General features: G+C 48.7%; 19 protein-coding genes and 1 pseudogene. 10 read left to right on the top strand and 10 right to left on the bottom strand.

Going from position 1 to position 26,095, the window contains the following annotated elements; genetic code table 11:
• Positions 1-49: 49 nt before the first annotated feature.
• The 10 genes and pseudogenes from KDK16_RS09210 to KDK16_RS09165 all read left to right on the top strand — a co-directional run.
• Positions 50-268, top strand: a pseudogene (locus tag KDK16_RS09210) (type II 3-dehydroquinate dehydratase); the annotation flags it as partial.
• A gap of 218 nt (positions 269-486) precedes the next feature.
• Positions 487-954, top strand: a complete 468-nt coding sequence (gene accB, locus KDK16_RS09205; RefSeq protein WP_257275731.1) for an acetyl-CoA carboxylase biotin carboxyl carrier protein — start codon at positions 487-489, stop codon at positions 952-954.
• Positions 955-964: 10 nt separating this feature from the next.
• On the top strand, positions 965-2,308 hold the full coding sequence (gene accC, locus KDK16_RS09200; RefSeq protein ID WP_257275730.1) for an acetyl-CoA carboxylase biotin carboxylase subunit: 1,344 nt from the start codon (positions 965-967) through the stop codon (positions 2,306-2,308).
• Positions 2,309-2,462: 154 nt separating this feature from the next.
• Positions 2,463-3,347 carry a 50S ribosomal protein L11 methyltransferase gene (gene prmA / locus KDK16_RS09195; RefSeq protein ID WP_257275729.1) on the top strand — a complete coding sequence of 295 codons (885 nt, stop codon included), beginning with the start codon at positions 2,463-2,465 and terminating at the stop codon, positions 3,345-3,347.
• A 148-nt stretch (positions 3,348-3,495) separates the two neighbouring features.
• Positions 3,496-4,347, top strand: coding sequence for a DUF3426 domain-containing protein (locus tag KDK16_RS09190; protein WP_257275728.1), 852 nt, complete (start codon positions 3,496-3,498; stop codon positions 4,345-4,347).
• Positions 4,348-4,897: 550 nt separating this feature from the next.
• A complete protein-coding gene (gene dusB, locus KDK16_RS09185; protein ID WP_373690665.1) occupies positions 4,898-5,839 on the top strand; it encodes a tRNA dihydrouridine synthase DusB in 942 nt (313 codons plus the stop codon).
• On the top strand, positions 5,836-6,138 hold the full coding sequence (gene fis / locus KDK16_RS09180; protein ID WP_257275726.1) for a DNA-binding transcriptional regulator Fis: 303 nt from the start codon (positions 5,836-5,838) through the stop codon (positions 6,136-6,138). The genes dusB and fis overlap by 4 nt, the downstream gene beginning before the upstream one ends.
• Positions 6,139-6,400: 262 nt before the next feature.
• Complete coding sequence (purH, locus tag KDK16_RS09175; protein WP_257275733.1) at positions 6,401-7,987, top strand: bifunctional phosphoribosylaminoimidazolecarboxamide formyltransferase/IMP cyclohydrolase; 1,587 nt, start codon at positions 6,401-6,403, stop codon at positions 7,985-7,987.
• 106 nt (positions 7,988-8,093) lie between these two features.
• Positions 8,094-9,377, top strand: coding sequence for a phosphoribosylamine--glycine ligase (purD, locus tag KDK16_RS09170; RefSeq protein ID WP_257275725.1), 1,284 nt, complete (start codon positions 8,094-8,096; stop codon positions 9,375-9,377).
• 302 nt (positions 9,378-9,679) lie between these two features.
• On the top strand, positions 9,680-12,064 hold the full coding sequence (locus tag KDK16_RS09165) for a response regulator (protein WP_257275724.1): 2,385 nt from the start codon (positions 9,680-9,682) through the stop codon (positions 12,062-12,064).
• A gap of 34 nt (positions 12,065-12,098) precedes the next feature.
• Here KDK16_RS09165 and hemE read toward each other — a convergent pair whose 3' ends face one another.
• From hemE to KDK16_RS09115, 10 genes are all read right to left on the bottom strand, one after another.
• Positions 12,099-13,166, bottom strand: coding sequence for a uroporphyrinogen decarboxylase (gene hemE / locus KDK16_RS09160; RefSeq protein ID WP_257275723.1), 1,068 nt, complete (start codon positions 13,164-13,166; stop codon positions 12,099-12,101).
• Positions 13,167-13,349: 183 nt separating this feature from the next.
• Positions 13,350-14,777, bottom strand: a complete 1,428-nt coding sequence (locus tag KDK16_RS09155; RefSeq protein WP_257275722.1) for an FAD-dependent oxidoreductase — start codon at positions 14,775-14,777, stop codon at positions 13,350-13,352.
• A gap of 131 nt (positions 14,778-14,908) precedes the next feature.
• Entirely contained in the window at positions 14,909-19,366 is a 4,458-nt protein-coding gene (gene gltB / locus KDK16_RS09150) for a glutamate synthase large subunit (protein ID WP_257275721.1), read from the bottom strand.
• 417 nt (positions 19,367-19,783) lie between these two features.
• Positions 19,784-20,875, bottom strand: a complete 1,092-nt coding sequence (gene aroB, locus KDK16_RS09145) for a 3-dehydroquinate synthase (protein WP_257275732.1) — start codon at positions 20,873-20,875, stop codon at positions 19,784-19,786.
• A 77-nt stretch (positions 20,876-20,952) separates the two neighbouring features.
• Complete coding sequence (aroK, locus tag KDK16_RS09140) at positions 20,953-21,471, bottom strand: shikimate kinase AroK (RefSeq protein WP_257275719.1); 519 nt, start codon at positions 21,469-21,471, stop codon at positions 20,953-20,955.
• Positions 21,472-21,606: 135 nt separating this feature from the next.
• Positions 21,607-22,098 (bottom strand): DUF29 domain-containing protein, encoded by a 492-nt coding sequence (locus tag KDK16_RS09135; RefSeq protein ID WP_257275718.1) that lies wholly within the window; start codon positions 22,096-22,098, stop codon positions 21,607-21,609.
• 24 nt (positions 22,099-22,122) lie between these two features.
• Positions 22,123-22,620 carry a DUF29 domain-containing protein gene (locus tag KDK16_RS09130; protein ID WP_257275717.1) on the bottom strand — a complete coding sequence of 166 codons (498 nt, stop codon included), beginning with the start codon at positions 22,618-22,620 and terminating at the stop codon, positions 22,123-22,125.
• Between the two features lie 89 nt (positions 22,621-22,709).
• Entirely contained in the window at positions 22,710-24,791 is a 2,082-nt protein-coding gene (locus KDK16_RS09125; protein ID WP_257275716.1) for a type IV pilus secretin PilQ, read from the bottom strand.
• A gap of 267 nt (positions 24,792-25,058) precedes the next feature.
• A complete protein-coding gene (locus KDK16_RS09120; RefSeq protein WP_257275715.1) occupies positions 25,059-25,586 on the bottom strand; it encodes a pilus assembly protein PilP in 528 nt (175 codons plus the stop codon).
• Positions 25,586-26,095, bottom strand: a 510-nt coding sequence (locus KDK16_RS09115; RefSeq protein ID WP_257275714.1) for a type 4a pilus biogenesis protein PilO, incomplete at its 5' end; no start/stop codon positions are given. The genes KDK16_RS09120 and KDK16_RS09115, both read right to left, overlap by 1 nt.

The following is a 26,095-nucleotide window of genomic DNA, read 5'->3' as shown; positions in this document are numbered from 1 at the left end:
TTCCATAGCCCTGCAGGAAACACACCAGTCCGCATAAACATCAATCATGGCTGCTTACACTCATACCAGCGTTGCTATCAGAGATGCCCTGCTGGGTGTTGCCATTCCCTTTATTGAAGTCCACTTGTCCAATATCCATCGACGGGAAGCTTTCCGGCATCACTCCTATTTCAGTGATGTGGCGGAAGGCGTGATCGCTGGAGTCGGACCAAAGGGCTATGAGTTTGGTCTGGCCTATGCTATTGACCTGCTCAGTCAGAAGTCTTGAGGCTGATCTTGACAGGCTCCATCAGCAGGGCGCTCTTCTGAAAAGCCAACATGACTGAAAGCTTTAAGGCCGACTACAGAAAATCACTTCTTCTGTTTAGGGAATAAAATGATTTTCACAGTAAAAACAATCAAGGCTGCATGATTGAGTGCGCCAATGAATACATCCAATTAACCACGGGACAGTTTCTCCCTGTCCAACAGCATTTGAGAGTGACGATGGACATCCGAAAAGTAAAAAAGCTCATTGAGCTTCTGGAAGAGTCTGGAATTGATGAGCTGGAAATTCACGAAGGTGAAGAATCTGTTCGCATCAGCCGTTATTCCCAGAATGCTCCAGTAGCCTCAGTCGCTGCTCCACAGTTTATTCCTGCAACGACTCCAGTGCCTGTGGCAGCGGCCTCTGAAACCCCGGCAACAGCCCCGACGTCAGAAACCAAGCCCCAACTGTCCGGTCACTATGTAAAATCTCCAATGGTCGGTACTTTCTACACAGCATCCTCACCCAGCTCACCGGTTTTTGTTGAACTGGGACAACAGGTTAAGGAAGGTGATGTTCTCTGCATTGTCGAAGCCATGAAGATGATGAACCAGATCAAGGCCGACAAATCAGGTACCATCGAAGCTATTCTGGTTGAAAACGGGCAGCCCGTTGAATACGACCAGCCCCTGTTTACCATTGCCTGAGACAGATGTCATGCTGGATAAAATCGTAATCGCCAACCGGGGCGAAATAGCTCTGAGGGTGTTGCGGGCCTGTAAAGAACTCGGCATTAAAACCGTAGCTGTGCACTCCAAGGCTGATGCAAGCCTGATGCACGTGCGTCTGGCTGACGAGTCAGTCTGCATTGGTCCCAACAGCCCTACTGAAAGCTACCTGAATATCCCTGCTATTATCAGTGCTGCGGAAGTGACTGACGCTAACGGTATTCACCCTGGCTACGGCTTTCTATCAGAAAATGCCGATTTTGCCGAGCAGGTAGAACGCAGCGGATTCACCTTTATAGGCCCTGCGCCTGACGTTATTCGCCTGATGGGTGACAAAGTATCCGCAATTGCCGCCATGAAAGAAGCCGGTGTGCCAACCGTTCCTGGCTCTGATGGTCCCATCACAGACGATGACGAACGCACACTAAACATTGCTCGCTGCATTGGTTACCCGGTGATTATCAAAGCATCAGGTGGTGGCGGTGGTCGCGGTATGCGAGTCGTTCACAGCGAGTCTGATCTTCTGGATGCCATCAACTTGACCCAGTCTGAAGCTAAGGCAGCCTTCAACAATGACGTAGTCTACCTGGAGAAATTCCTTGAAAATCCTCGTCATGTTGAATTCCAGGTACTATCGGACAGCCACGGCAATGCTATACATCTGGGGGATCGTGACTGTTCTTTGCAGCGCCGTCACCAGAAAGTCATTGAAGAAGCGCCTGCACCCGGCATTGATGAAGATGCCAGAGCTACCGTAGCAGCGGCCTGTACCAAGGCCTGTATTGAAATTGGCTATACCGGGGCAGGTACCTTCGAATTCCTGTATGAAGATGGCCGGTTCTACTTCATCGAGATGAACACCCGTGTGCAGGTTGAACACCCTGTAACAGAAATGATTTCTGGCATAGATATCGTCAGAGAGCAGATTCGCATCGCCAGTGGCCTGCCTTTGAGCATTACTCAGGAAGAAGTTGAACTTCAGGGACATGCTTTTGAATGCCGTATCAATGCAGAAGACCCCAAAACCTTTATGCCTTCCCCGGGTTTGGTCAACCAGTTCCATTCACCCGGTGGTAATGGTGTTCGGGTAGATTCGCATCTCTACAGTGGCTACAGCATTCCACCTTACTATGACTCTCTGATAGCCAAGATAATCACCTATGGCCCAGATCGTGAAACCGCTCTTTTTAGAATGAGAAACGCATTGGATGAAGCCGTTGTGGATGGTATTCGTACGAATATTCCACTGCATCAGGATCTGGTGAAGGACAAAAACTTCCAGAAAGGAGGCGTCAGCATCCATTATCTGGAAAAGAAGCTTGAAGAGGACTGATTCTGCTTCCAAAGCTCTCTGAAAGCTGCTTTCGGAGAGCTTACCCCCTCTTCTTTCATAATACCTCTTGTCCCAGTCCTTCAATCAGCTAGAATGTGTCCGATCCGGCGGATACTTATCCTGCCTCCCTCCCCTAATCAGTAAGTCCATACCCATGCCCTGGATACAAATCAAACTAGACACCTCTTCCGACCATGCTGAAGAACTGGAAGACCTGCTTTTGGAAGCTGGAGCCAGTGCTGTAACCCTTCAGGATGGTAAAGATCAGCCATTGTTCGAACCTGAGCCAGGCAGCACACCGCTGTGGCAACACACCCTTGTCATTGGCCTCTTCGATGCCCATACAGATATGGACGCTGTAGTAGAGCACTTACAGTCTCAATACCAACAAAACCCATTTCCGGGCCACAAGATTGAAATTGTGGAAGACAAGGATTGGGAAAGAGAGTGGATGACCCATTTTGTGCCCATGCGATTTGGCACAAAACTCTGGGTTTGCCCCAGTTGGAAAGAGATTCCAGAACCTGATGCTATAAACCTGATGCTCGACCCCGGTCTGGCTTTTGGAACAGGCACTCACCCAACCACAGCCCTGTGCCTTGAATGGCTGGAAAAGCAGGAAAATTTCGAAAACCAATCGGTTATCGACTACGGATGTGGGTCCGGCATTCTGGCGATTGCAGCACTATTGCTGGGTGCCAAAACAGTCACAGGTGTGGATCTTGATCCTCAGGCACTGGAAGCTACTATCGATAATGCTGAGAGGAACGGGATCGCCCCGGAAAAACTGAAAGTATATCTGCCCGAACAAGTCCCGAAAAATAAAGCAGACGTCGTCATAGCCAACATACTCGCAGGCCCACTGGTAGAACTCGCCCCCACATTGGCGAGCTATCTCAAAGGTGGCGGAAAAATCACTTTATCCGGCATTCTCTCAGAACAGAAAAGCAGTATCGTCAGCACCTACTCTGAATGGTTTGACCTGGGACCAGTTGTACAGAACGAAGACTGGATCCTGGTGACCGGAACCCGGAAGTAATAACCATAAAAAGATGCAATATTTTTTGATATCAGACTGATTTCAGACAAGATCCCGGAAGATTTTATCTTTCGGGCTGTGGACATCCTTTGTAGCTCTTTGATCTAATAATCCACACTCAATCAAGACAGTAACGCATACAGGCTTCATGAAAGGCTCTCGAATCACCCGCTGCCCAAAATGCCAGACCTCCTTTAAGGTGACCCAGGCGCAATTACGAGCCGCCAGTGGTTCGGTTCGATGCGGTTCCTGTCTTGAGGTGTTTGATGCCCTATCAAACATGCCCAATAAAGCTGCTCCGGAAAAACCGCTCCAGAAGAAGCCGAAAGACAAACCGGCTGAAAAACAATCGACCCGACATGACAAAGTAGCAGAGAAAAACACGACTCAGGATAGCAAGCCTGAAGAAAGCACTTTAAGAGCCGTCGAAACGACGCCTGAAGAAGAGCCCCCATTCCATTCTTTTCTGGATACTTTGAATAAGGAGCACGTTGAGGTTGATGAAGAATCAGGAAGAAGTTCCCTGAGAGTAATGGGCTGGGTCACTCTGATCCTGATTTTTTCTGTATCGCTTGCTGGACAGTACGCATGGTTTAACAGAGATCAGCTTTCACTCGACCCACGTTTGAGACCAGCATACACTTTAAGCTGTCAATATCTGAACTGCTCCCTTCCGGCATTGGTAGATGTTAACGCCATCAAAAGCCTGCAACTGCACATCCGTAGCCACCCCGAGCGAAGCGAAGGTCTGGTAGTAGACTCAGTGATCATCAATGAAGCCACGTTTCCGCAACCCTGGCCCCTGCTTGAGTTAACATTTACTGACATTAATGGCCAACCCGAAGCCAGTAGACGGTTTCGCCCGAAGGAGTATCTGGGCGGTGCACTGGCTGGATCCAGAGAGATACCCAGCGGACACCCCATAAGGCTCAGTATGGAAATCGTTGATCCCGGCAATGGAGCTACCAACTATCAGCTGTATTTTTTACCTGCCAATTAAAAGACTGGCAGAAGCGAAAGCCCTATAAATCGAGTCTCTATGGTGTTTTACCGGCAAGTGCATCCACAAACCGTAACCGAGCAATTGCAATAAGTAGATATCGCAAATCTATAGGTATTTAATCGAGATCAAAAATCACTTAGATCACCTAAATTATTACTTGCGGTACTTTTCACAAAAGTCACTATACACCGTCTTTGAAAGGTCATATTTCGCAACAGGACACCGGTACGTGGTAATAACTGCTCGTGAAGATGAGTGCTGTTCCAGTCAGAGCCCACAATAAAACACCCTTTCGTCTAAAAATTGTACAGAGTATTATATGCGATTACGCCTGCCTGATCTCCCACAAAGAGACACTGAAAGTCGTATAAATCTTTGAAAACCCCGCAAGATCGACCTCTTGCTTTTTTCATGATCCCGAGCAGTCATTTAAATCACCTTAGAGGATTTTTATCACGCTCTGGACAGTAGCAACGCTGGATTGAGGCAAACCACTTTGTTAAAGATAGGTCCATACACTATTCAAAGTCCGGTTATCCTGGCCCCCATGGCCGGAGTAACAGATCGCCCATTCAGGCAACTGTGTCTGAGAATGGGAGCGGGTATGGCCGTCTCAGAAATGGTGACCAGCAACCCAAAACTCTGGAACACACGAAAGTCTCGACTGAGAATGGATCATCACGCCGAAGAGTTTCAACCTCGCTCTGTTCAGATTGCAGGCAGTGACCCGGAACAAATGGCTGTTGCGGCTCGTCTAAACCAGGAACGGGGCGCCCAAATCATTGATATCAACATGGGCTGCCCTGCAAAAAAAGTCTGCAACAAAGCGGCTGGCTCCGCTCTGATGAGAGAACCTGAACTGGTAAAGCAAATATTGAAGTCAGTGGTTCAGGCGGTTGATATCCCGGTCACTCTAAAGACACGGACCGGCTGGTGTCCTGAAAACAAAAACGGCCTCGACATTGCCTTGATGGCACAGGACTTTGGTATATCCGCTCTGGCCGTTCATGGTAGAACCCGCCAGTGTATGTATAAGGGTGAGGCTGAATACGAGACCATTGCCCGAATTTGTGAATCCATGGAGATTCCAGTGATAGCCAATGGCGATATTACTTCTCCCGAGAAAGCAAAAGCGGTATTGGACATCACAGGCGCAGACGCCGTCATGGTGGGACGTGCAGCCCAGGGAAGACCCTGGATATTCAGGGAGATTAACCACTACCTTGAACAGGGTAAACAGCTGCCAGCGCCGGAACACAAAGAGATCCAGTCCATTCTACTGGGTCACCTTGCTGCACTTCACGAGTTTTATGGTGAAACCCAAGGCGTGCGCATAGCCAGAAAACACGTTGGCTGGTACCTGCAGGCCAGCCCATCCGGATCAAGACTTCGCAAACAATTCAACAATCTAGAGTCTGCAGAAGAACAAGAAAACTGCATACTGGAGTACTTTCAAACCTTAAGTCATCACAAGGATATTGCAGCATGACGGCACCTCATATTATTACTGATAAACCCTCTGTCCATGGACAGACACTAACCAGCCCTATCGAGAGTGAAACGCAGACACTCCGCGACAGTGTTGAGAAAGCAATGAACAACTACTTCAGCCATCTGGATGGTCAGGAAGTAACCGATGTATACCAGATGGTCCTTTCTGAAGTAGAAGCCCCCCTTCTGGAAACCGTTATGACGTACGTCAAGGGTAACCAGACCAGAGCTTCAGTCCTGCTTGGTTTGAACCGTGGCACACTAAGAAAGAAACTCAAGCAATACGACCTTTTGTAACCTCCCTGCCTCTAAAGTCGTATTATGATCTGTGACATGAATACGACTTTATCTACCTCCCGTCTTTACAACCCATATAAAAACAAAACCCAGATCTTTTTGAAGATCAATAGCTTTGTAATAACCTGTACTTCAGTTCGAGGTAGCAACATTATTTTTGTATTTCCCACTATTTCCGAGAATCGGATGCTGCGAAGAAGCTCAAATCCGGCTAGAATCAGTCAGCTTTTCAGGCAACGATTTTTCAGTGAGTAAAGGAATGATGGCAAACGATTTCGAACAGCCTCCCCTTCGAAGAGCCCTGATCAGTGTCTCAGATAAAACCGGGATAGTGGAATTTGCACGTGCACTGCATCAGCGCTCAGTAGAAATCCTCTCCACGGGCGGCACGTACAATCTGCTGGTTGAGCACGATATTCCCGCTGTGGAAATCTCCAGTTACACTGGCTTTCCGGAAATGATGGACGGCAGAGTCAAAACCCTGCACCCCAAAGTTCACGGAGGCATTCTGGGTCGCTCCGGTCAGGACGAAGCCGTCATGACAGAGCACGGTATCAAGCCAATCGATCTGGTCGTCGTCAACCTCTACCCCTTCGAGCAGACAGTGACCCGTGAGGACTGCACACTGGAGATGGCGATCGAGAACATTGACATTGGTGGCCCCACCATGGTTCGTGCTGCTGCCAAAAACCACAGGGACACCACGATTGTCGTCGATGCAAAAGACTACACCCGGGTGCTCTCCGAGCTTGGTGAGAACAACGGCTCTGTTTCTGCAGCGACTCGTTTTGATCTTGCAGTAAAGGCCTTTGAGCATACTGCTCAGTATGATGGTGCTATTGCCAACTATCTCGGAACATTGACGGGCGATAACGAAGAACCAGAAGCCTTTCCTCGAACTTTTAACCGTCAGTACAAAAAAGTACAGGACATGCGTTATGGCGAGAACCCCCATCAGAAAGCCGCTTTCTATGTAGAAGATCCTGCTCCTTCGGGCACTGTTTCCAGTGCTCAGAAGATTCAGGGCAAGGCACTCTCTTTCAATAATATTGCTGACACCGATGCGGCTCTGGAATGTGTCAAATCCTTTGAATCTGCTGCCTGTGTCATCGTCAAACATGCCAACCCATGTGGTGTAGCCATCGGCGCTGACATCTTTGAGGCTTATAACAGAGCCTACACAACCGACCCCACATCCGCCTTTGGTGGCATCATAGCGTTTAACAGAAAACTCGATGCAGTCACTGCCAACGCCATCATTGATCGTCAGTTTGTAGAAGTCATCATTGCTCCGGAAGTCGACAGCGAAGCAGAAATCATTCTTCAGAACAAAAAGAATATCCGGCTACTGTGTTGCGGCACACTACCAGAGACAACAGAACATTTTCTGGATTTCAAACGAGTCAATGGCGGACTGCTGGTTCAAGACAGCGACATCAAGGTAACCAGCACCCTGGAACTGAAATCAGTTACAGAGAGAACACCCACTGAAGCAGAACTGGACGATCTGCTTTTCGCCTGGAAAGTGGGTAAGTTTGTCAAGTCGAATGCGATCGTCTACGCCAGGGATCATCAAACCATCGGTATAGGTGCAGGTCAGATGAGCCGGGTTTACAGTGCTCGAATTGCCGGCATCAAGGCAGCCGACGAAAATCTGGAAGTCCGCGGATCTGTAATGGCATCAGACGCCTTCTTCCCATTCAGGGATGGCATTGATGCAGCCGCCAGTGCCGGAATTACCGCTGTCATCCAGCCAGGCGGCTCCATGCGAGATCAAGAAGTGATTGATGCCGCCAACGAGGTCGGCATTGCCATGGTATTCACAGGCGTCAGACATTTTCGTCACTGATCGCTGACAAGAGACACAGAATGTGTCTCTTTTTTCACTCGATCTACGACCAATAACAGACACTGGCTATCCACCACAAACAGACTCCCCGGGGACAGGCAAACCTATGAAAGTACTCATCATCGGCAGTGGCGGACGCGAACATGCGCTCGCCTGGAAAGCAGCTCAAGACGACAAGGTAGGACAGGTTTTTGTGGCACCTGGAAACGCAGGAACAGCTCTTGAGCAAGGCATAACCAACATCAGCATTGATGTTCTTGAACTCGATAAACTGGTTGAATTCGCCAGCGAAGAAAACATCGACCTTACCATTGTTGGCCCTGAAGCCCCTCTGGTGGCCGGTATTGTTGACCGCTTTGAAGAAGCCAACCTCACTATTTTCGGCCCCACTCAAGGTGCTGCACAACTGGAAGGCTCGAAGGCTTTCACCAAAGACTTCCTGGCTCGCCACAAAATCCCTACTGCCGACTATCAAACCTTCACTGACATTGATCAGGCCAAAGCCTATGTCCGTGAGAAAGGCACCCCTGTTGTCGTAAAAGCGGACGGACTGGCGGCTGGCAAAGGCGTCATTCTTGCTGACACAGAAGAACAGGCACTTGCTGCCATTGATGACATGCTGGCTGGCAACGCCTTTGGTGAAGCAGGACACCGGGTGGTTATCGAAGAATTCCTTCAAGGAGAAGAAGCCAGCTTTATTGTTATGGTGGATGGCAAAAACATTCTACCTCTGGTGACCAGCCAGGATCATAAAGCCAGGGATAACGGTGACAAAGGCCCTAACACGGGTGGTATGGGTGCATACTCGCCGGCACCGGTAGTGACTCAGAGCATTCATGAGCGCGCAATGGAGGAAGTGATCATTCCCACCGTGAAAGGTATGGCTGCCGAAGGTAACACCTACAAGGGTTTTCTTTACGCAGGCCTGATGATTGACGACAAAGGCACACCAAAAGTACTGGAATTCAACTGTCGTTTCGGTGACCCTGAAACCCAGCCCATTATGATGCGTCTGCAATCCAGTCTGACTGAACTTTGTCTGGCTGGCGCAACAGGAAAGCTGGATCAAATCCAGGCCCAGTGGGATGAAAGAACCGCACTTGGCGTTGTTATGGCCGCAGGTGGCTACCCGGAAAAGTACCACAAAGGCGACATCATCACTGGTATTGAGAAAGCCAACTCAACAGACTGCAAAGTGTTTCACGCCGGCACTCAGTTAAGGGGAGAACAAGTAGTGACCTATGGCGGTCGCGTACTCTGTGTCACGGCTCTGGGCAGCAGCGTCAGCGAAGCGCAGGACAAAGCCTATCAGGCCTCCTCAAAAATTCAGTGGGATAATGCTTACTTCAGGACAGACATTGGCTATCGCGCTATAGCCAGAGAACATTAAGTATTTGATGCTTTTCAGATGGAGCGAACAGCCTACCCGCTCCATCAGCTGATCACACTTCACCCCATCTAAACTAGCGTCCACCGAACAATAGAATAAAAAACTCATAAAGCTTCTATCTCCAGAGCACAAAAACCTTCAAAGTAAAGTTATATAAAATTGCAACGATTCCACTTTTCCGCAAGCCAGCTTAGGGTATACTCACTACCAATCGAAAAATGGAATTTTCAATAAATATTATGTGCGCTGTATTCAACCGCCTGTTATCGATTGCCCCCCACCCCTCCTCAGGCACAGAGTCGATGTCGCGCCTTCGTATCAAGGTTGGGTTGTGGATAAGAGCAGTATTACTAATGGTTCTGGCTACCACCTACAGTGCGAAAGTATTCAGCCTTGATCAGATCACTCATCAGCAGCCTCAAAAAGTTTCCATCAATCTTGAGCCTTTCTCCAGAATTTTCATTGATCCGGAAAGTTCACTCGATTTAGATCAGATCAATGATCTGGATTACTTGTTTCGTTTTGCTCCCTGGCAGAGGAAAAGCCTTTACTTCACCAGCCAGAAAGGCACAGCCTGGATCAAGATCTCACTGCCCAAAGACATCAACGTTAAGCCTATACCCATTCTCTGGCTTCAACCACCACCCGGCGTATCGCTAACTGCGTATATTTCAGGCCCAAAACATTACAGGCAACTTCCAGATAGACGACAGCCCGGCAGCAATGTTTATCTTTATAATCTGATGCCCTTTGTGGATAAAACACTGGATTTATTTATTGAGATACCCGCAAGCGCCTCAGGCAACCTACACGCCTCTCTGAAGTCTCCCAGTGCAGTTCTCAGCGATCTGGCATTCACTCACTGGCAAAGCGGTTGGCTGCTGGCTCTGTTTTTCGTCATGATGATTATGAATGCCATTAACGGGTTTAAATTTCATCAGAAGGCTCATATCTATCTGGCCGGCTTCTGCTTTATGGGCACGATATTTTTGATAAGCTGGCAGGGGTTATTTCATATCAGCAAGTTCGAGTCAGGATGGCTGCAAAACCTGATGATGAACGTTTCACTGATCGTTGGAACCATTCTGCTCAGTCAATTAGCTCGCACCAGTTTGGCGGGAGAGAGCGTTAAACTCATCTACTGTTTTAACACGCTCTCCATCATCTCGACATCATTACTGATACTTACTTTGACAGGCGCCTCTGCTTCACTGGAGCACAGCCTGATAATCAATCTGCTGACGACTCAGATCATCTGGTATTGCAGCCTGTTCGTCAGAGTACCCGGTGCACTGAAGATTCCTGCCTGGATTACCACCCCTTATGCCCTTGTCCACCTGTTAGCCTCACTGGCTATTCTGGGCGTTTTCGATTATAACCCCACTGCCGCCACTTGGATGCTGCTTCAAGCAACTTCGTTAACCATTCTTGCCTCCAGCTTTTATTTTGGTTACCAGAGACGTCTGCCAAAGGGAGCAAAGCTCGCACAGGAACCACCACTCAGCCCGGCATCCAAAACCCAAATGACAAAAGATAAGAGTCTATTTAACGCTTTGGGCCATGAACTCAGAACACCTTTAAATGGCGTACTGGGGATGTCTGAACTACTCCGAAGCACACAGCTGACCCCCAAACAGGAAAACTATGTTGAAACCCTGAGATATGCAGGCAACGAGCTCAGCAATCTGATCAACCTGCTTTCTGAAGCCTGGAAACTTGAGCAAAACGAAGCCAGCCTTGAGATCAAACCCTACGATATCAATGAGTTTCTGAACGACTGCCTCATTAAATTCCGGTTACGGGCAGAGCAACTGAATACTGAACTGATCAGCTTTGTGCACCCTGATGTCCCGGATATCAGTGAAACAGATACACGTCAGCTATCACTCATTTTAGAAGGCGCCCTGATTCATATCTTTCGCCAAACAAAAAACAGTGAAATAATGATTTCCGTCAGTCAGAACGCCCAGCTGCCAGACTCAGAACCGAACAGGCAGAATGAAAGTAAAGACGGCTACATTCTTTATCAGATCAGTTACAGTCAGGGGAAACAAGCTCTGAACCTTCCGGGTAACATCAGTGGACTCAGTTACTCTGAAGCGAAAAAACAGGCCAACATCAGCATACATCTTTACATTACCATCCAATTAATTGAAGCCATGTCCGGGCACTTTGGCATCATGAATCAGGGCAACACGCATATCTGGTTTGCCATTCCACATAAACAACAAACAACAAACGCCATTCGTCGGGATGAACAACCGCTTTTCTATCACAAAAATATCAAGGCACTGATTGTTGATGACAATAAAACCTGTAGACAGGTTCTGGCCCAACAATGTGCACTGATGGGCATCAATACACTGGATGCTGAAGACGGTCGGGAAGCGCTGGCTATGATTCGCAACGAAGCCTACCTGGGAAGAGCCTTCGACGTGATCATACTTGACCACCATATGCCGGGTATGAATGGCATCCAAATGGCTGAAAGACTCCAGGAAGAGAGTCAGATGGAGATCCCAAAAATCATCATGCTCACCGGTGCTACAAACCCACCAGGAAAACAACATGCGGATAGATTGAGGATCAGTCAATTCCTGACCAAACCCACTGAATCCAAAACGCTCAAGAAGACAATTTCACAGGTTCTGGGAGAACCCCATCAGGATAAGAATGAGACAGCCTGATGCCAGAAGACATCAGGCTGACGAATACGGTCAATTATTGTGCATGGTATCGGACTGACAGTTCGTGGACCGCATCGACAAAGGCTCTTGCACGATCAGGTTCGACAAACTGATGAATGCCGTGCCCCAGATTGAAGACGTGACCCTCACCCGGTCCGAAACCTCTGAGAATTTTAGCCACTTCTTCTCTTATGCGCTCTGATGATGCATAGAGAACCGATGGGTCCATATTTCCCTGCAACGCGACCTTATCCCCTACACGACGACGTGCATCAGAAATATCGGTCGTCCAATCCAGGCCCAGAGCATCCGCACCGGTTGCGGCCATAGATTCGAGCCACTGACCACCATTTTTGGTGAAAAGAATGACGGGCACCTTTCTACCCTCATGTTCTCTGATCAAACCTGAAACAATCTTCTCCATGTACTTTAAGGAAAATGCTCTATAGCACTCAGGAGAAAGCGCCCCACCCCAGGTATCAAAGATCTGGACGGCCTGAGCTCCTGCTTTAATCTGGGCATTCAGATAATGTGTCACAGAGTCTGCCAGTACATCCAGCAATTGAGACAACACCTGGGGTTGATCAAACATCATCGCTTTTATACGACGAAAATCTTTACTGCTCCCCCCCTCAACCATGTAGGTAGCCAGAGTCCACGGACTGCCGGAAAAACCAATCAGAGGCACACGACCATTGAGCTCGGAGCGGATAGTGCGTAACGCATCCATGACATAGCCCAGATCCTTTTCGGGATCCGGAACAGACAGTGCTTCAACATCGCTCGCTGTTCGAATGGGCTTTTTAAACCTCGGGCCTTCTCCCGTCTCAAAATACAACCCCAAGCCCATTGCATCCGGGATGGTGAGGATATCTGAAAAAAGAATGGCCGCATCCAGGTCGAAACGCACCAGTGGCTGAATGGTTACTTCACAAGCCAGCTCAGGATTCATACAAAGCGACATAAAATCACCCGCTTTGCTCCTAAGCTCCCGATATTCAGGCAAATAACGTCCAGCCTGACGCATCATCCATACGGGGGTGACATCAACAGGCTCTCTCAGCAGAGCCCTCAGTAAGCGATCATTTTTCAGCTCGGTCATGGGGTTTCCAGAATTCAGGAACAATGCAATAAGCCGTAAGAAGATCCGGGCAAGCGCTTAGAGTCTGCCCAAACCGAAAAAGCTACGATGTTAGAAAATAAAAGGGGGAGAATACTCATTCCCCCCCCTAATGACAATCTTCCACTGCTCGAGAACATTCATCCTGATAAGCTCTCTGCAGGATCAAACATCCAGATAGTCCATAATGCCCTCAGCCGCCTGACGACCTTCCCAAATTGCTGTAACCACCAGATCAGAACCACGAACCATATCCCCACCGGCGAAAACTTTAGGATTGGAAGTCTGAAACTTATACCTGGCCTGCTCAGGCGCAACGACTCCACCCCACTCATTCAGTTGAATATCATGGGACCCGAACCAGTCAGCAGGACTTGGACGAAATCCAAAAGCAATCAATACCGCGTCGGCTTCTAATATTTCCTCACTGCCCGGAACCGGCTCAGGACGACGACGCCCTTGCTCATCAGGCTCACCCAGCTTGGTGGTGATAACTTTGACACCTTCTACCTTACCGTTACCGACAATCTCAACAGGCTGACGATTGAACAGGAACTTGACACCTTCCTGTCTGGCATTAGCGACTTCACGTCGCGAGCCCGGCATATTCTCTTCATCACGGCGATAGGCACAAGCGACCGACTCAGCCCCCTGACGGATGGAAGTACGGTTACAGTCCATGGCCGTGTCACCGCCACCGAGAACCACGACACGTTTTCCTTTCATGCCGATGAAATCAGACGCTTTCTTTTCAAAACCCAGGTTGCGATTCACGCTGGAAATCAGGAATGGCAGAGCATCATGAACGCCAGGAAGGTCTTCACCCGGGAACCCCCCTTTCATGTAGGTGTAGGTTCCCATGCCCATAAATACGGCATCGTATTCTGCCATCAGATCTTCCATCAGGACATCTTTACCGATTTCAGTATTCAGCCTGAATTCAACACCCATTTCCGTGAACACTTCACGACGACGGGACATCACTGATTTCTCAAGCTTGAACTCAGGGATACCAAACGTCAGCAGACCACCAATTTCCGGGTTTTTATCAAATACAACAGGTTTTACACCGTTTCTGACCAGCACGTCTGCACAGCCCAGACCCGCAGGACCAGCACCGATCACGGCTACTTTTTTATCTGTCCACACCACCTTGGACATATCCGGTCGCCAACCCAGGGCCAGCGCCGTATCGGTAATATATTTTTCAGTAGCGCCAATGGTTACAGCACCAAACCCGTCATTCAGGGTGCAGGCACCCTCACAGAGTCGGTCCTGTGGACATACACGACCACAGACCTCTGGCAGACTATTGGTCTGATGAGAAAGCTCAGCGGCCTCAAATAAATTACCCTCTGAAACCAGCTTCAACCAGTCCGGAATGTAGTTGTGCACAGGGCACTTCCATTCACAATAAGGGTTACCGCAGGCAAGGCAGCGATGAGATTGCTGCTTAGCCTGTTTTTCACTGTAGGACTCATAGATCTCTACAAAATCATTCTTGCGAACCTGTAGGGCCTTTTTTTCCGGATCTTCTCTTCCTACTTCGACAAATTGAAAATGATTGTTAAGTCGGTTGTTAAACTGTGACATGAATTTGACCTCATTCGCTGATTGTTTTTATAACGCTCATGCCGCTGCTGCATATGCTGCTTATTACCATCTCTTGGCTGCAGCGCACATGGCTGTTCTAAAGACTTTTCTTGCAAGCGGTTGCAAGCACCCTACTCGGGACGCCCACGTGTACTCGCCAGCAATGAGTCCAAACTGGCCGCCTTTGGCTTCACCAGCCAGAAACGACCCCGATAGTCGTAAAACTCCTCCTGAAGTTCACGCCCCCATTCACTGCCTGTCTCTTTTACATACTCATCCAGAAGACCCATCAGGTGAGACTGATAGTCCTCCATGGATTCGGTATCAATTCGGTGAATATCTACCAGTTCGTGATTATAACGATCAACAAAGTTACGTTTCAGATCTAGCACGTAGGCAAAGCCACCGGTCATACCGGCACCAAAGTTGTGTCCTGTTTCGCCCAGTACCACCACCAGACCACCTGTCATGTACTCACAACAGTGGTCCCCTGCACCTTCGACAATGGCAGTAGCCCCGGAGTTCCGAACACCAAGACGCTCACCGGCACGGCCAGCGGCCAGAAGGCGTCCACCGGTAGCGCCATAAAGAGAGGTGTTACCGATGATAGAGGTTTCGTTAGAATTGAAAGCACTCCCCCGGGGCGGACGGATAATCAGGTTGCCGCCTGTCATGCCTTTACCCACGTAGTCATTAGCATCCCCTTCCAGACGCATATCCAGACCGCCCGCATTCCAGACACCAAAGCTCTGTCCGGCAGTACCTTTCAGGTTGAGCTTAACCGGACTCTCTGCCATCCCCTGATTACCATGACGTTTGGCAATCTCACCCGACAATCTGGCACCAATTGAACGGTCACAGTTGCCCACCGTGAACTCAAACTCGCCTCCCTCGCCACTTTCGATAGCGGGTAGACAGGCTTTAACCATTACCTCTGCTAACTCACCCTTGTCATAGGAAGGGTTACGCTCAACCTGACAGGTATGAGGCTTGTCTTCGGGAATCAGATCGTTGTGGACAATGGGTGTCAAATCGAGGCCTTTTTGCTTGTCTGTATCACCAGGAAGCAGCTCCAGCAACTCTGTTCGGCCAATGACGTCTCCAAGACTTTTAGCTCCCAACACGGACAACCACTCACGAACCTCTTCAGCCACAAAAGTGAAGAAGTTCATGATCATCTCAACCGTGCCGATGAAGTGATTTTCTCTCAGATGCTGGTCCTGAGTTGCGACGCCGGTTGCACAGTTGTTCAGGTGGCAGATTCTGAGGTACTTACATCCCATAGCAACCATCGGTGTGGTACCAAAACCATAACTTTCAGCACCCAGAATGGCGGCTTTTACGACATCAAGGCCTGTTTTGATGCCACCATCGGTCTGAAGACGAACCTTTCCGCGCAAATCGTTCGCTCTCAGTGCCTGATGAGCCTCTGTCAGACCCAGCTCCCAAGGAGAACCTGCATATCTGATAGACGTCAAGGGACTGGCAGCAGTGCCTCCGTCGTAACCAGAGATGGTAATGAGATCAGCATATGCCTTGGCAACACCCGCAGCGATGGTGCCGACACCGGGCTCTGATACCAGTTTTACGGAGACCAGCGCATCAGGGTTCACCTGTTTTAAGTCGAAAATCAGCTGAGCCAGATCTTCAATCGAATAGATATCATGGTGCGGTGGCGGTGAAATCAGTGTCACACCAGGTACCGAATAACGCAATCGGGCAATCAGCTTGTTCACCTTGCCACCCGGCAGCTGCCCCCCTTCACCTGGCTTGGCACCCTGTGCCACTTTAATTTGCAGAACATCCGCATTGACCAGGTAGTGGGGCGTCACACCAAAACGACCAGAGGCAATCTGCTTTATTTTAGAAACCCGGTTAGTGCCAAAGCGTGCTTCGTCCTCACCCCCTTCACCTGAGTTGGAACGACCGCCCAGACGGTTCATCGCTTCAGCCAGAGCTTCATGGGCTTCCGGAGACAGGGCGCCAAGACTCATAGCTGCAGAGTCGAATCGTTTGAGAATATGGGTAGCAGGTTCAACTTCATCGATAGCCAGAGCTTTATCGGCCTTTTTGAGGCCCATCAGATCACGCAAGGTAGCAACCGGCCTTTCGTTTACCAGTTTGGAGTAACGACGAAACTCTTCATAATCACCTGTGGACACTGCTTTCTGAAGCTGCTGAACGACGTCAGGATTGAATGCGTGATACTCACTGTCGTGCACATATTTAAGAAGGCCACCCTGCTGAATGGGCTTCCTCTTCTTCCAGGCGGTTTCAGAGAGTAACTGCTGATCTTGCTGAATCGCATCAAAACCAGCTCCTTCAATACGACTCTGAACACCCTTGAAACACAGGTCAACGACTTCAGAAGAGAGACCAATGGCTTCGAACAGCTGCGCAGCACGATAGGAAGCAATGGTAGAGATCCCCATCTTGGAGAGAATCTTCAACAGCCCTTTATCGATGCCCTTGCGATAAGCTTTGTAGGCATCCAGAGGATCCGCCAGAACCTCTCCGGAGCGAATCTGGTCATGAATAATTTCGTAAGACAGGTAGGGATAAATAGCCGTAGCACCGAAGCCCAGCAATACCGCGAACTGATGAGAATCTCTGGCGGTGGCTGTTTCTACCAGTATATTGGCATCGGATCGCAGGCCCGTATCAATCAGTCTGTGATGAACTGCGCCTGTAGCCATAGCCGCATGCACAGGCAGCTTTTCATCATTGATATCCCGATCACTCAGATGAATCAGTGCCTTGCCGTCTCTTACAGCCTGCTCTGCCTGAGCACAAATGCGCTCTATAGCCGACCTTAAACCTTCTTCAGGCTTGTAATTGATGTCGATGTAAGCCACATCAAGGTCATCATGCTGATGATGAGCATTGATCAGATTCAGGAATTTGGTCGTCGACAGCACTGGCGATTTGAGTACCACACGACCAGCATGTTCAGGGGTCTCTTCAAATATATTTTTCTCACGTCCCAGACAGGTTTCCAGGGACATAACGATCGCTTCACGCAGAGGATCGATAGGTGGATTCGTGACTTGGGCAAACTGCTGCCTGAAGTAGTCATACACGGAACGCACACGACCTGACAATACCGCCATTGGCGTATCGTCGCCCATTGAGCCTACCGCTTCCTGTCCGCTCTCAGCCAGAGGACGGATCACCTGATCACGCTCTTCAAAAGTCACTGAGAACATCTTCTGATGAACCTTCAGTAGTTCTGAATCCAGATGCTCAATTTTGTGATCTTCATCCCTGAATCGGGAACGGATACGATAAGCATTCTGTTTCAACCACTTCTTATAAGGCTGTCGAGTCTTCAGCTGCTCATCAATATCATGGGCCTGAAGCAATTCGCCTGACTCAACATCAATGGCCAGAACTTCACCCGGACCAACACGACCTTTGGCCACCACATCTTCAGGCTGATAATCATAAACACCCACTTCAGAAGCAACGGTCAGATAGCCGTTTTTAGTAATAACCCAGCGGGAAGGGCGCAGACCATTGCGATCCAGTGCACAAACAGCACGACGACCGTCGGTAAGCACCAGACCAGCAGGACCATCCCAGGGCTCCATGTGCATGGAGTTGAATTCATAAAATGCCCTGAGACCGGGATCCATGGTATCAACATTCTGCCAGGCAGGCGGAACCAGCATTCGGATAGCCCGGTACAGATCAACACCACCGGTTACCAGAATTTCAAGCATGTTGTCGAGGCTGGATGAATCGGACCCGGTTCGGTTGACCAGAGGAGAGATCTGATCCAGATCGGGCAGAAGCTCAGATTTGAATTTGTTTCGACGAGCCTGTGACCAGTTTCTGTTACCGGTGATGGTGTTAATTTCACCATTATGAGCCAAGAGACGGAAAGGCTGAGCCAACTTCCAGCGTGGCATGGTGTTTGTAGAGAAACGCTGATGGAATACACAGATTGCGGTTTCAAACCGGGGGTCACCCAGATCTTGATAAAAGTTAGCCAGATCTACAGGCATCATCAGACCTTTGTAGGTCACGACCTGAGTAGACAGGGAACAGATATAAAAGTCCTGATCCTGCTCAAGCGCCATATTGGTGAAGCGACGGGCCATATAAAGACGGGCTGAAAACTCGGCTTCCTCCAACTCGCCCTGATGACCTACAAACACCTGTTCAATAACGGGTAGCTGATCCAAAGCAATAGGGCCAAGACACTCACTATTGACCGGCACCTTTCGCCAGCCAAGCACTACCAGGTTTTTCTTTTCCAGTTCAGCTTCGAGTTTTTTTCTGGCATGATCGGCGACGGATTCATCCTGACTCAGGAATAGCATCCCCACAGCGTAACGGGCTGGAAGATCTTTACCCAGTTGCTCTTTAACGACAGTGCGGAAGAAGGTATCAGGTGTCTGAATCAACAAGCCACAACCGTCGCCTGTTTTACCATCTGCAGCAATACCACCACGGTGCGTCATGCAGGTAAGTGCTTCAATCGCGGTTGTCAGGAGATTATGACTCTTCTCTCCTTCCATGTGGGCAATCAGCCCGAAACCACAGTTATCCCTGAACTCCTCAGGATTATACAGACCTGGTTTCATAAGCACTCTCTCATCGTCAGTTATTATAAACCTTGAAACTTCTGTCACTCTGGAAACCTGCTCGCTCAGACTCCCGGACGATCGTTGTTCTCATTTTGTCCAAGGCACTTTATTCTGTAAAAATGCAGCTCTCCCACATCCCGCTGCTGTCTTGACACTGTGATGCTGGCTGCATTTATGGCTCAGGTTGTAGCGGTTGTCTTGCAGGACAACCACAACCAAAGAATATTTATTCGTTTTTATGGATTTTAATTCAAAAAAGAGTACAAAAAAAGAGTGTACTCCCTACTACTACTTCATGAAAAACAGGTCGAAGTTGCAGACATTCAATCTCGCCACAAAAGACGAGGGGCTGACCATTTTACACGGCCAACCCCTCGATCACAAATACACAAAAAGAACAATAAGCAATAAGCTCTATATTCTGCACACCTCATTCAGCATCTTATTAAGCACAACCCGGTCAAACTGGTCTGTCACAACCGCTTTACCGATCTGCTCTAAAAGCACTAGCCTCAACTTTCCATCCAGCACTTTTTTGTCGACAGACATCAGTTCAATAAAGCGACCGGGTGACATGCCCTCAGGAGGCTCTACCGGCAGATGTGCGGCTTTGAGCATAGCCACGACCCCCTGTAGTTCTTCTCTGGTAATCTGACCCAGTCGGCAGGAGAGTTCAGCAGCCATCACCATACCGACAGCAACCGCCTCACCATGCAGCCATTCGCCATAACCCGTGTGCGTTTCAATAGCATGTCCGAAGGTGTGGCCCAGATTTAAAATCGCTCTGAGCCCAGACTCTTTTTCATCTTCTGCCACCACCCGGGCTTTGTCAGAGCACGAACGATGAATCGCATAAGTCAGCGCCTTCTGATCCCTCGCCATGATTCGCTCAATATTTGCTTGCAGCCACTGATAGAACGATTCATCACATATCAGGCCGTATTTGATCACTTCGGCAACGCCAGCGGAAAACTCCCGGTCAGGGAGTGTATTCAAAGAGTCTGTATCGATGAGGACAACATTGGGTTGATGGAAAGCACCAATCATATTTTTGCCCAACGGATGATTAACGCCGGTTTTCCCGCCAACAGAAGAATCTACCTGGGACAGCAGAGTGGTTGGAATCTGAATAAAATCAACGCCACGCTGATAGGCTGCTGCTGCAAAGCCTGTCATATCACCCACCACACCACCACCCAGAGCGATCAATGTGGTTTTACGGGTATGACGAGCTTTAAGCAAGCCGTCAAACACTTTTTCAAGTGTGCTCAGATTCTTAAACGCTTCTCCATCAGGTAGCGTGACTTCCAACAGGTCAAAGCCCTCCAGCAGGCTACGCACCTTGTCCAAATAGAGAGGAGCAATGGTTTCGTTAGTGACAATAGCCACTTGCTGCCCCTTGATATAGGGCTTGAGCAACCCGGGTCTGGCTGCACCCGCATAAAGGCCTGAACCAATATAGATGGGGTAGCTTCTCTCACCCAGATCCACATTCAGTTCAAGGATGTCCGACTCCTGCATCAAACGTCTCTCTCTTTCTGAAAACCTTTATTGATTAACTAATCCAAAGGCTTTTTCTTTGCTTACGGCAATTTGCCAACGGTTCGGATGATTTCGTTGATCAGTGCTTTAGGTGATAGTAACTCTGTATCCAGCTCGACATCGGCAATACTGGAATAGAGTGGCGCTCTCTCATTCAACAGCTGCGTCAGCACTTCCTCACGATCAGATCTCTGCAACAAGGGTCTTTTCTTGTCTTTCTCAGTTCTGACCAATTGTGCTGCTACTGATGCCTTGAGAAAAACAACCACCCCATTGGTACCCAACTGCTGGCGATTTTCCAGTCGGGTCACAGCTCCACCCCCCGTCGCAAGAACAATACCCTGCCTGGAACAAAGATCCTGTATTACCTGTATTTCACGCTGCCGAAAGCCCTCTTCGCCCTCGACATCAAAAATCCAGGGAATTTCAGCACCACTGCGCGCCTCAACCTCATGATCTGAATCAAAAAAAGGCAGCCCCAGCTCTTTGGCCAACATTCGCCCGATCGTACTTTTACCGGCCCCCATAGGGCCTACCAGATATATATTTCTCAATGGCATTGTCTTTGTTAGCCCGACTTCCTGCCTGCGTGTGAGGCTGAGCCTAGCGCATCCTGAGTCATGCTGACAACAAAAAACGGGAGCTTTCACCCCCGTTTTTTGTCAAATGAACGCATGGCTCAATTCATAGACAATTCAAGGCAGCCACTCTTCTGTCATGATCTCTTCAAATGACCAAGGGCAACTCTCCGGATAACTATCATCAGTCAGCCAGTTTTGTTTTGGCAGATAGTCATTCATCTCTCTTATTGCACGCTTCTTGCCTTCTCTGTAGGCCGAGACATACAGCTCATCCAATCGAGACTTTAGTGATGGATTAGCAAGCAATACTTTGCCAGCATCGTCCCTGGCATTGCGAATACGCCCAAACCAGGATCGGAACACTTTGGGCTCGGGCATATGAGGGTTCAGGATATAGGTCTGATACTGATACTTCAGTAAGTGTTGCAACAAAACCACCAGATGAGACTCCAGCGACCTTGGCTCACTCTTACCCATACCCTCAACTTCCTCAATGAGATTATCCAGGTCAAGCTCATCAAACTGACGGTTTTCCAGAAGTTTTTTCTGTTGCTGAACCCAGCCAAAGTAATCTGTGTCGTACTGATTACCGGAAGCGTTAACCATATCCTTTTCCTCCAAATGCGCCGTTTATTCTGGCAACCAGTTTATCTCCATCACCTGATCAAAAGACCAGGGACACTCTTTTGGAAAGCTGTTCTTGTCCAACCTTTTGCCTTCTGAGCGAATGTACTTGTTCAGCTCTTGCACAGCATCTTTTCTTGCATAGAAATACGCTTCAGCCAGTGCTTCATCCTTGATCTTGTTCAAATAAGGACTTTTTCTGAGCAACGTCTTAATCTCAATCCTTGGGTTAGTGATGCTGGGCAGCCAGGTATGAATGACTTTGTCCTGCACCCAGGGGTCTTGCAGAACCCTGAGCTGATAATCGTATTTGAGCAGATGGAGCAACAGGATAATCAGATGGGACTCAAAGCTGTTTCGCTCACTTTTACCCATTTCCCCAACTTCCTCAATGAGATTATCCAGGTCAAGCTGATCAAACTGACGGTTTTCCAGAAGTTTTTTCTGTTGCTGCACCCACTGGTAATAATCAGAGTCGAACAGTTGATTGGAGCGGCCATCCATAACAAGATTCCTCTATCAGTGCGGAGTCCATTATAGGGCATTTTTTTGGAAGTGATCCCGGAAGGTCTTAGCCTTCCGGGATGGGAGAATTAACGGAGGGTAAAATTGTCGCTGATCACTCGAGGCGTGATAAAAATCATCAGCTCGGCTTTTTCATCTGAGCTGGTATCTTTTCTGAATAGTCGTCCTACATAAGGAATATCACCCAACACAGGTACTTTAACCGTCCCATTTTTCTTCTCCTGAGTGAAGACCCCACCCAGAACAACCGTTTCACCATCTCTGACCAGCACCTGAGTACTCACTTCATTTTTATTGATGGTAGGTACTCCATTTGGCGCATCAGTACCCTGAGAGTCATTGGTGACCGTCACATCCATAATAATACTGCCCTCAGGAGTGATCTGCGGTGTGACCTCAAGGGAAAGCACCGCATCCTTGAAGGCTACAGAAGTTGCACCGCTGGATGTTTTCTCTTCGTAAGGAATTTCCTTACCCGATTTGATCACTGCTTTAGTCTTGTCTGCGGTTATCACTTTTGGCTGAGAAACCGTTTCTCCTCCACCATCAGACAAGATGGCAGATAACTCAAGGTTCAAAATAGTGCTATTGGTTGCAAAGCCAATGGCCAGAGTAGCGGCATTAGCTCCGCCTACACCAAAGTCCATAAATGGGTTGCTACCCACACCGGCTGAAGGTGTGCCCCCGTCATTTCCTGCGTTAGTGCCACTGCCACCAATACCAATAGCCCGATTCGAGTCATTCGATGTCAGATCTGTTGCTCCACTCCACTTTACACCCAGATCGCGGGTAAAATCAGAGTTCATATTGACAATACGAGCCTCAATCATCACCTGTCTGACGGGAATATCAAGACGCTGAATCAGGGCACGCAGCTCATCCAGCTTTTCCTGAGTATCTTTAACCAGAAGACTGTTGGTGCGGGCCACTACCTGAACCGAGCCACGCTCAGTCAGTAGACTGGTCTCTTCCCCTTCACCCGCCAGAACCTCTGCTATCTCTGAAGCATCAGCGTAATTGATCTGAATAAGATCGGTGTAGACAGGCGCCAGCTCGCGAATCTGTTTGTCATTCTCCAGTTGCTGACGCTCTCTGGCTGCAATCTCTTCGGCCGGAGCGACGGTCAGAACATTACCTTCAAGCCGTTTGTCCAGACCTTTTGATTTAAGAACGATGTCCAGAGCCTGATCCCAGGGCACATTCTGAAGACGCAGTGTCACATTACCACTGACCGTATCTGAAGCCACCAGGTTCAGATCAGTAAAATCAGCAATCAACTGAAGAACAGCACGCACTTCGATATCCTGAAAATTCAGGGACAACTTGTCACCCTTATAGGCCAGACCTTTACGGTCACGACCATAATCTTTACTGGATACCGGCTTAACACTCACTGTCAGTGTGTTATCAGCCTGATAAGCAAGGTAGCTGTAATCCCCCTTGGGCTCAATCACAATCACCGCATTCCCGTCTTCGACCTTGGCATCAATGAATTTAACGGGAGTAGCGAAATCAATGACGTCCAGACGGTTGCGTAAGCGGCCTGGCAGTACATTCCCCTGAAACTCCAGACGAATGCGACCACCCAGCTCATTCATATCCATAGGAATGTTAGGATCTGCGAGCGTAATGACAACATTACCCTCACCTTCTTCACCCCTCTGGAAATCAATATGGGTAATGCCATGACTGGCAGGGTCAGCCAGAGGTGCACCAGAACTGGCCACCGTTGGAAGAGCAGAACGGGTATTGGAATCTTCTGCTCCTACATAAACATAAAGCACGTTGCCGTCTGCTTTAGTGGAAAAGCCAGCAGCTGTTTTCAAATTAACAACGAGCCGGGTTCTGCCCCCGGCTTCAAGCACTGTGACACTCTCTGTGTTCTGAAATCCAACTTCGTTATACTTGGGCAGATCACTGCGAGTGAATGGCAGATCCAAAGAAATTCTGGGGGGCTGCTCTATTGTGTAGCCCTTGGCCTCAGGTGCTGGACCATCAAACATCAGACGCAGCTCTACGATATCCCCTGGCAGGGTACCTGCGTCCATTTTCTTGAGTGTTACACCCCAGACAGAAAGCGGCAACCACGCCAACACCACATACAGTAACATTCGTACTGCGCTCGCTTTCAAAACGGGCTTATTATTCATCTACTTGACCCACTTAGCATTTTAGAATTGTTGTTCTAATCGGCATGACATCAGAAAAATCCAGTTTTCTGCGGCGATGTCGCCTACCTTGTTATAACAGCCATAGAAACTCTTTATTAGAGTGAGCATTTCAACGAACACCATAATGAGAGCCATACCTTGTATGCCCGCCATCAAAAAGAGACGTAACTTGTGAGGTATGTATGGCAAAGCGGGAAATCCATTTCGAAACTGATCGGACTATCCTTGCAAATACATGTCTAACGATCAGGGTTGACCAAGATCCAGCCTCAGGCTTCTGGGTCTTTCAATCCAGACGTCAGAGCCCGCAGGCACAATCTCGACAATTCTCAGTTCACTGTCATCAATGTAAGTGATTCGACCGTGGTTTTTACCCAGATAATCACCCACCCTGACCCGGTGAATACCATCGTCACCACGAATCAGCCCCCAAAGGCCAGCGTCGTTACTGATAGAGCCCACCAGGGCAAAGGTTTCGATATCGAACTGTTCCAGATATTGTCTGGTCCGACTATTGTCCGGTTTGACATTACTGCTGAGCGCCAGGTCAGAGGCCTTCAACTTAATTGGCGGCTCAAAGGGACTTCTTAAACCAGAAGCACTATAAGTAAATGCTTCGTAGGGAGTAAAAGTGGGCAGCGGATCAATTCTTCCGGTAGGCTTGGACTTCATCTCGGCCATGAACTGGTCAAGATCATTGAAGCCACTGTTACCGGAACAACCCACCAACGCAACACCGACAGAAGCAATCATAAGTCTTTGTAAATACTTCATTACTCAGACTCCTTGTCGTTGTAGCGATAAGTTCTGGCCAGAATCTCCATTTTAAGAATCTGCCCATTTTTTTCCGGTGTGATAGAAAAGTCATGAAGCGTCACAATTCGTGACAAACTAGCCACACCACTGACAAAATTGCCAATATCGTGATAGTTACCACTCACCGAAATACTGATAGGAAGCTCAATATAAAACTCCGTAGCTTTTTCCGGCTGCAACTTGATGGTATCAAAGGTCAGACCCGCACCACGTCCGGTAAAAGTAATATCTTCCAGTAAACCGGGCACCTCGGTATCACTCGGTAACTGTTTTACCAGCGCACCAAATGAAGCCTCCATCTCTCTCATCTGGGCCCGGTAAGCATCCAGATTCGCAGCCTGAAAAGCCTTAACCCTGAATTGATCCTTCAGCTCTTTCTCTTTTGCAATAACAGTGTCGTAAGTTTTCTGGAGATCACTCAAGTGCAATTGATAACCCAGAAAAAATACCAGTCCCAAAGTCAACAC

The organism is Endozoicomonas sp. SESOKO4 (assembly GCF_024606275.1).
The sequence above is the reverse complement of the archived record's forward strand: the minus strand, read 5'-3'. Positions and strand labels throughout refer to the sequence as shown.

Bases quoted from the DNA above. Each gene is read 5' to 3' on its own strand.
- dusB (WP_373690665.1), top strand. From the start codon at position 4,898: ATGGCCGGAGTAACAGATCGCCCATTCAGGCAACTGTGTCTGAGAATG.
- KDK16_RS09130 (WP_257275717.1), bottom strand. From the start codon at position 22,620: ATGGATGGCCGCTCCAATCAACTGTTCGACTCTGATTATTACCAGTGG.
- fis (WP_257275726.1), top strand. From the start codon at position 5,836: ATGACGGCACCTCATATTATTACTGATAAACCCTCTGTCCATGGACAG.
- hemE (WP_257275723.1), bottom strand. From the start codon at position 13,166: ATGACCGAGCTGAAAAATGATCGCTTACTGAGGGCTCTGCTGAGAGAG.
- purD (WP_257275725.1), top strand. From the start codon at position 8,094: ATGAAAGTACTCATCATCGGCAGTGGCGGACGCGAACATGCGCTCGCC.
- gltB (WP_257275721.1), bottom strand. From the start codon at position 19,366: ATGAAACCAGGTCTGTATAATCCTGAGGAGTTCAGGGATAACTGTGGT.
- purH (WP_257275733.1), top strand. From the start codon at position 6,401: ATGGCAAACGATTTCGAACAGCCTCCCCTTCGAAGAGCCCTGATCAGT.
- KDK16_RS09120 (WP_257275715.1), bottom strand. From the start codon at position 25,586: ATGAAGTATTTACAAAGACTTATGATTGCTTCTGTCGGTGTTGCGTTG.
- KDK16_RS09165 (WP_257275724.1), top strand. From the start codon at position 9,680: ATGTCGCGCCTTCGTATCAAGGTTGGGTTGTGGATAAGAGCAGTATTA.
- prmA (WP_257275729.1), top strand. From the start codon at position 2,463: ATGCCCTGGATACAAATCAAACTAGACACCTCTTCCGACCATGCTGAA.
- KDK16_RS09135 (WP_257275718.1), bottom strand. From the start codon at position 22,098: ATGGTTAACGCTTCCGGTAATCAGTACGACACAGATTACTTTGGCTGG.
- aroK (WP_257275719.1), bottom strand. From the start codon at position 21,471: ATGCCATTGAGAAATATATATCTGGTAGGCCCTATGGGGGCCGGTAAA.
- KDK16_RS09125 (WP_257275716.1), bottom strand. From the start codon at position 24,791: ATGAATAATAAGCCCGTTTTGAAAGCGAGCGCAGTACGAATGTTACTG.
- accB (WP_257275731.1), top strand. From the start codon at position 487: ATGGACATCCGAAAAGTAAAAAAGCTCATTGAGCTTCTGGAAGAGTCT.
- KDK16_RS09190 (WP_257275728.1), top strand. From the start codon at position 3,496: ATGAAAGGCTCTCGAATCACCCGCTGCCCAAAATGCCAGACCTCCTTT.
- accC (WP_257275730.1), top strand. From the start codon at position 965: ATGCTGGATAAAATCGTAATCGCCAACCGGGGCGAAATAGCTCTGAGG.
- KDK16_RS09155 (WP_257275722.1), bottom strand. From the start codon at position 14,777: ATGTCACAGTTTAACAACCGACTTAACAATCATTTTCAATTTGTCGAA.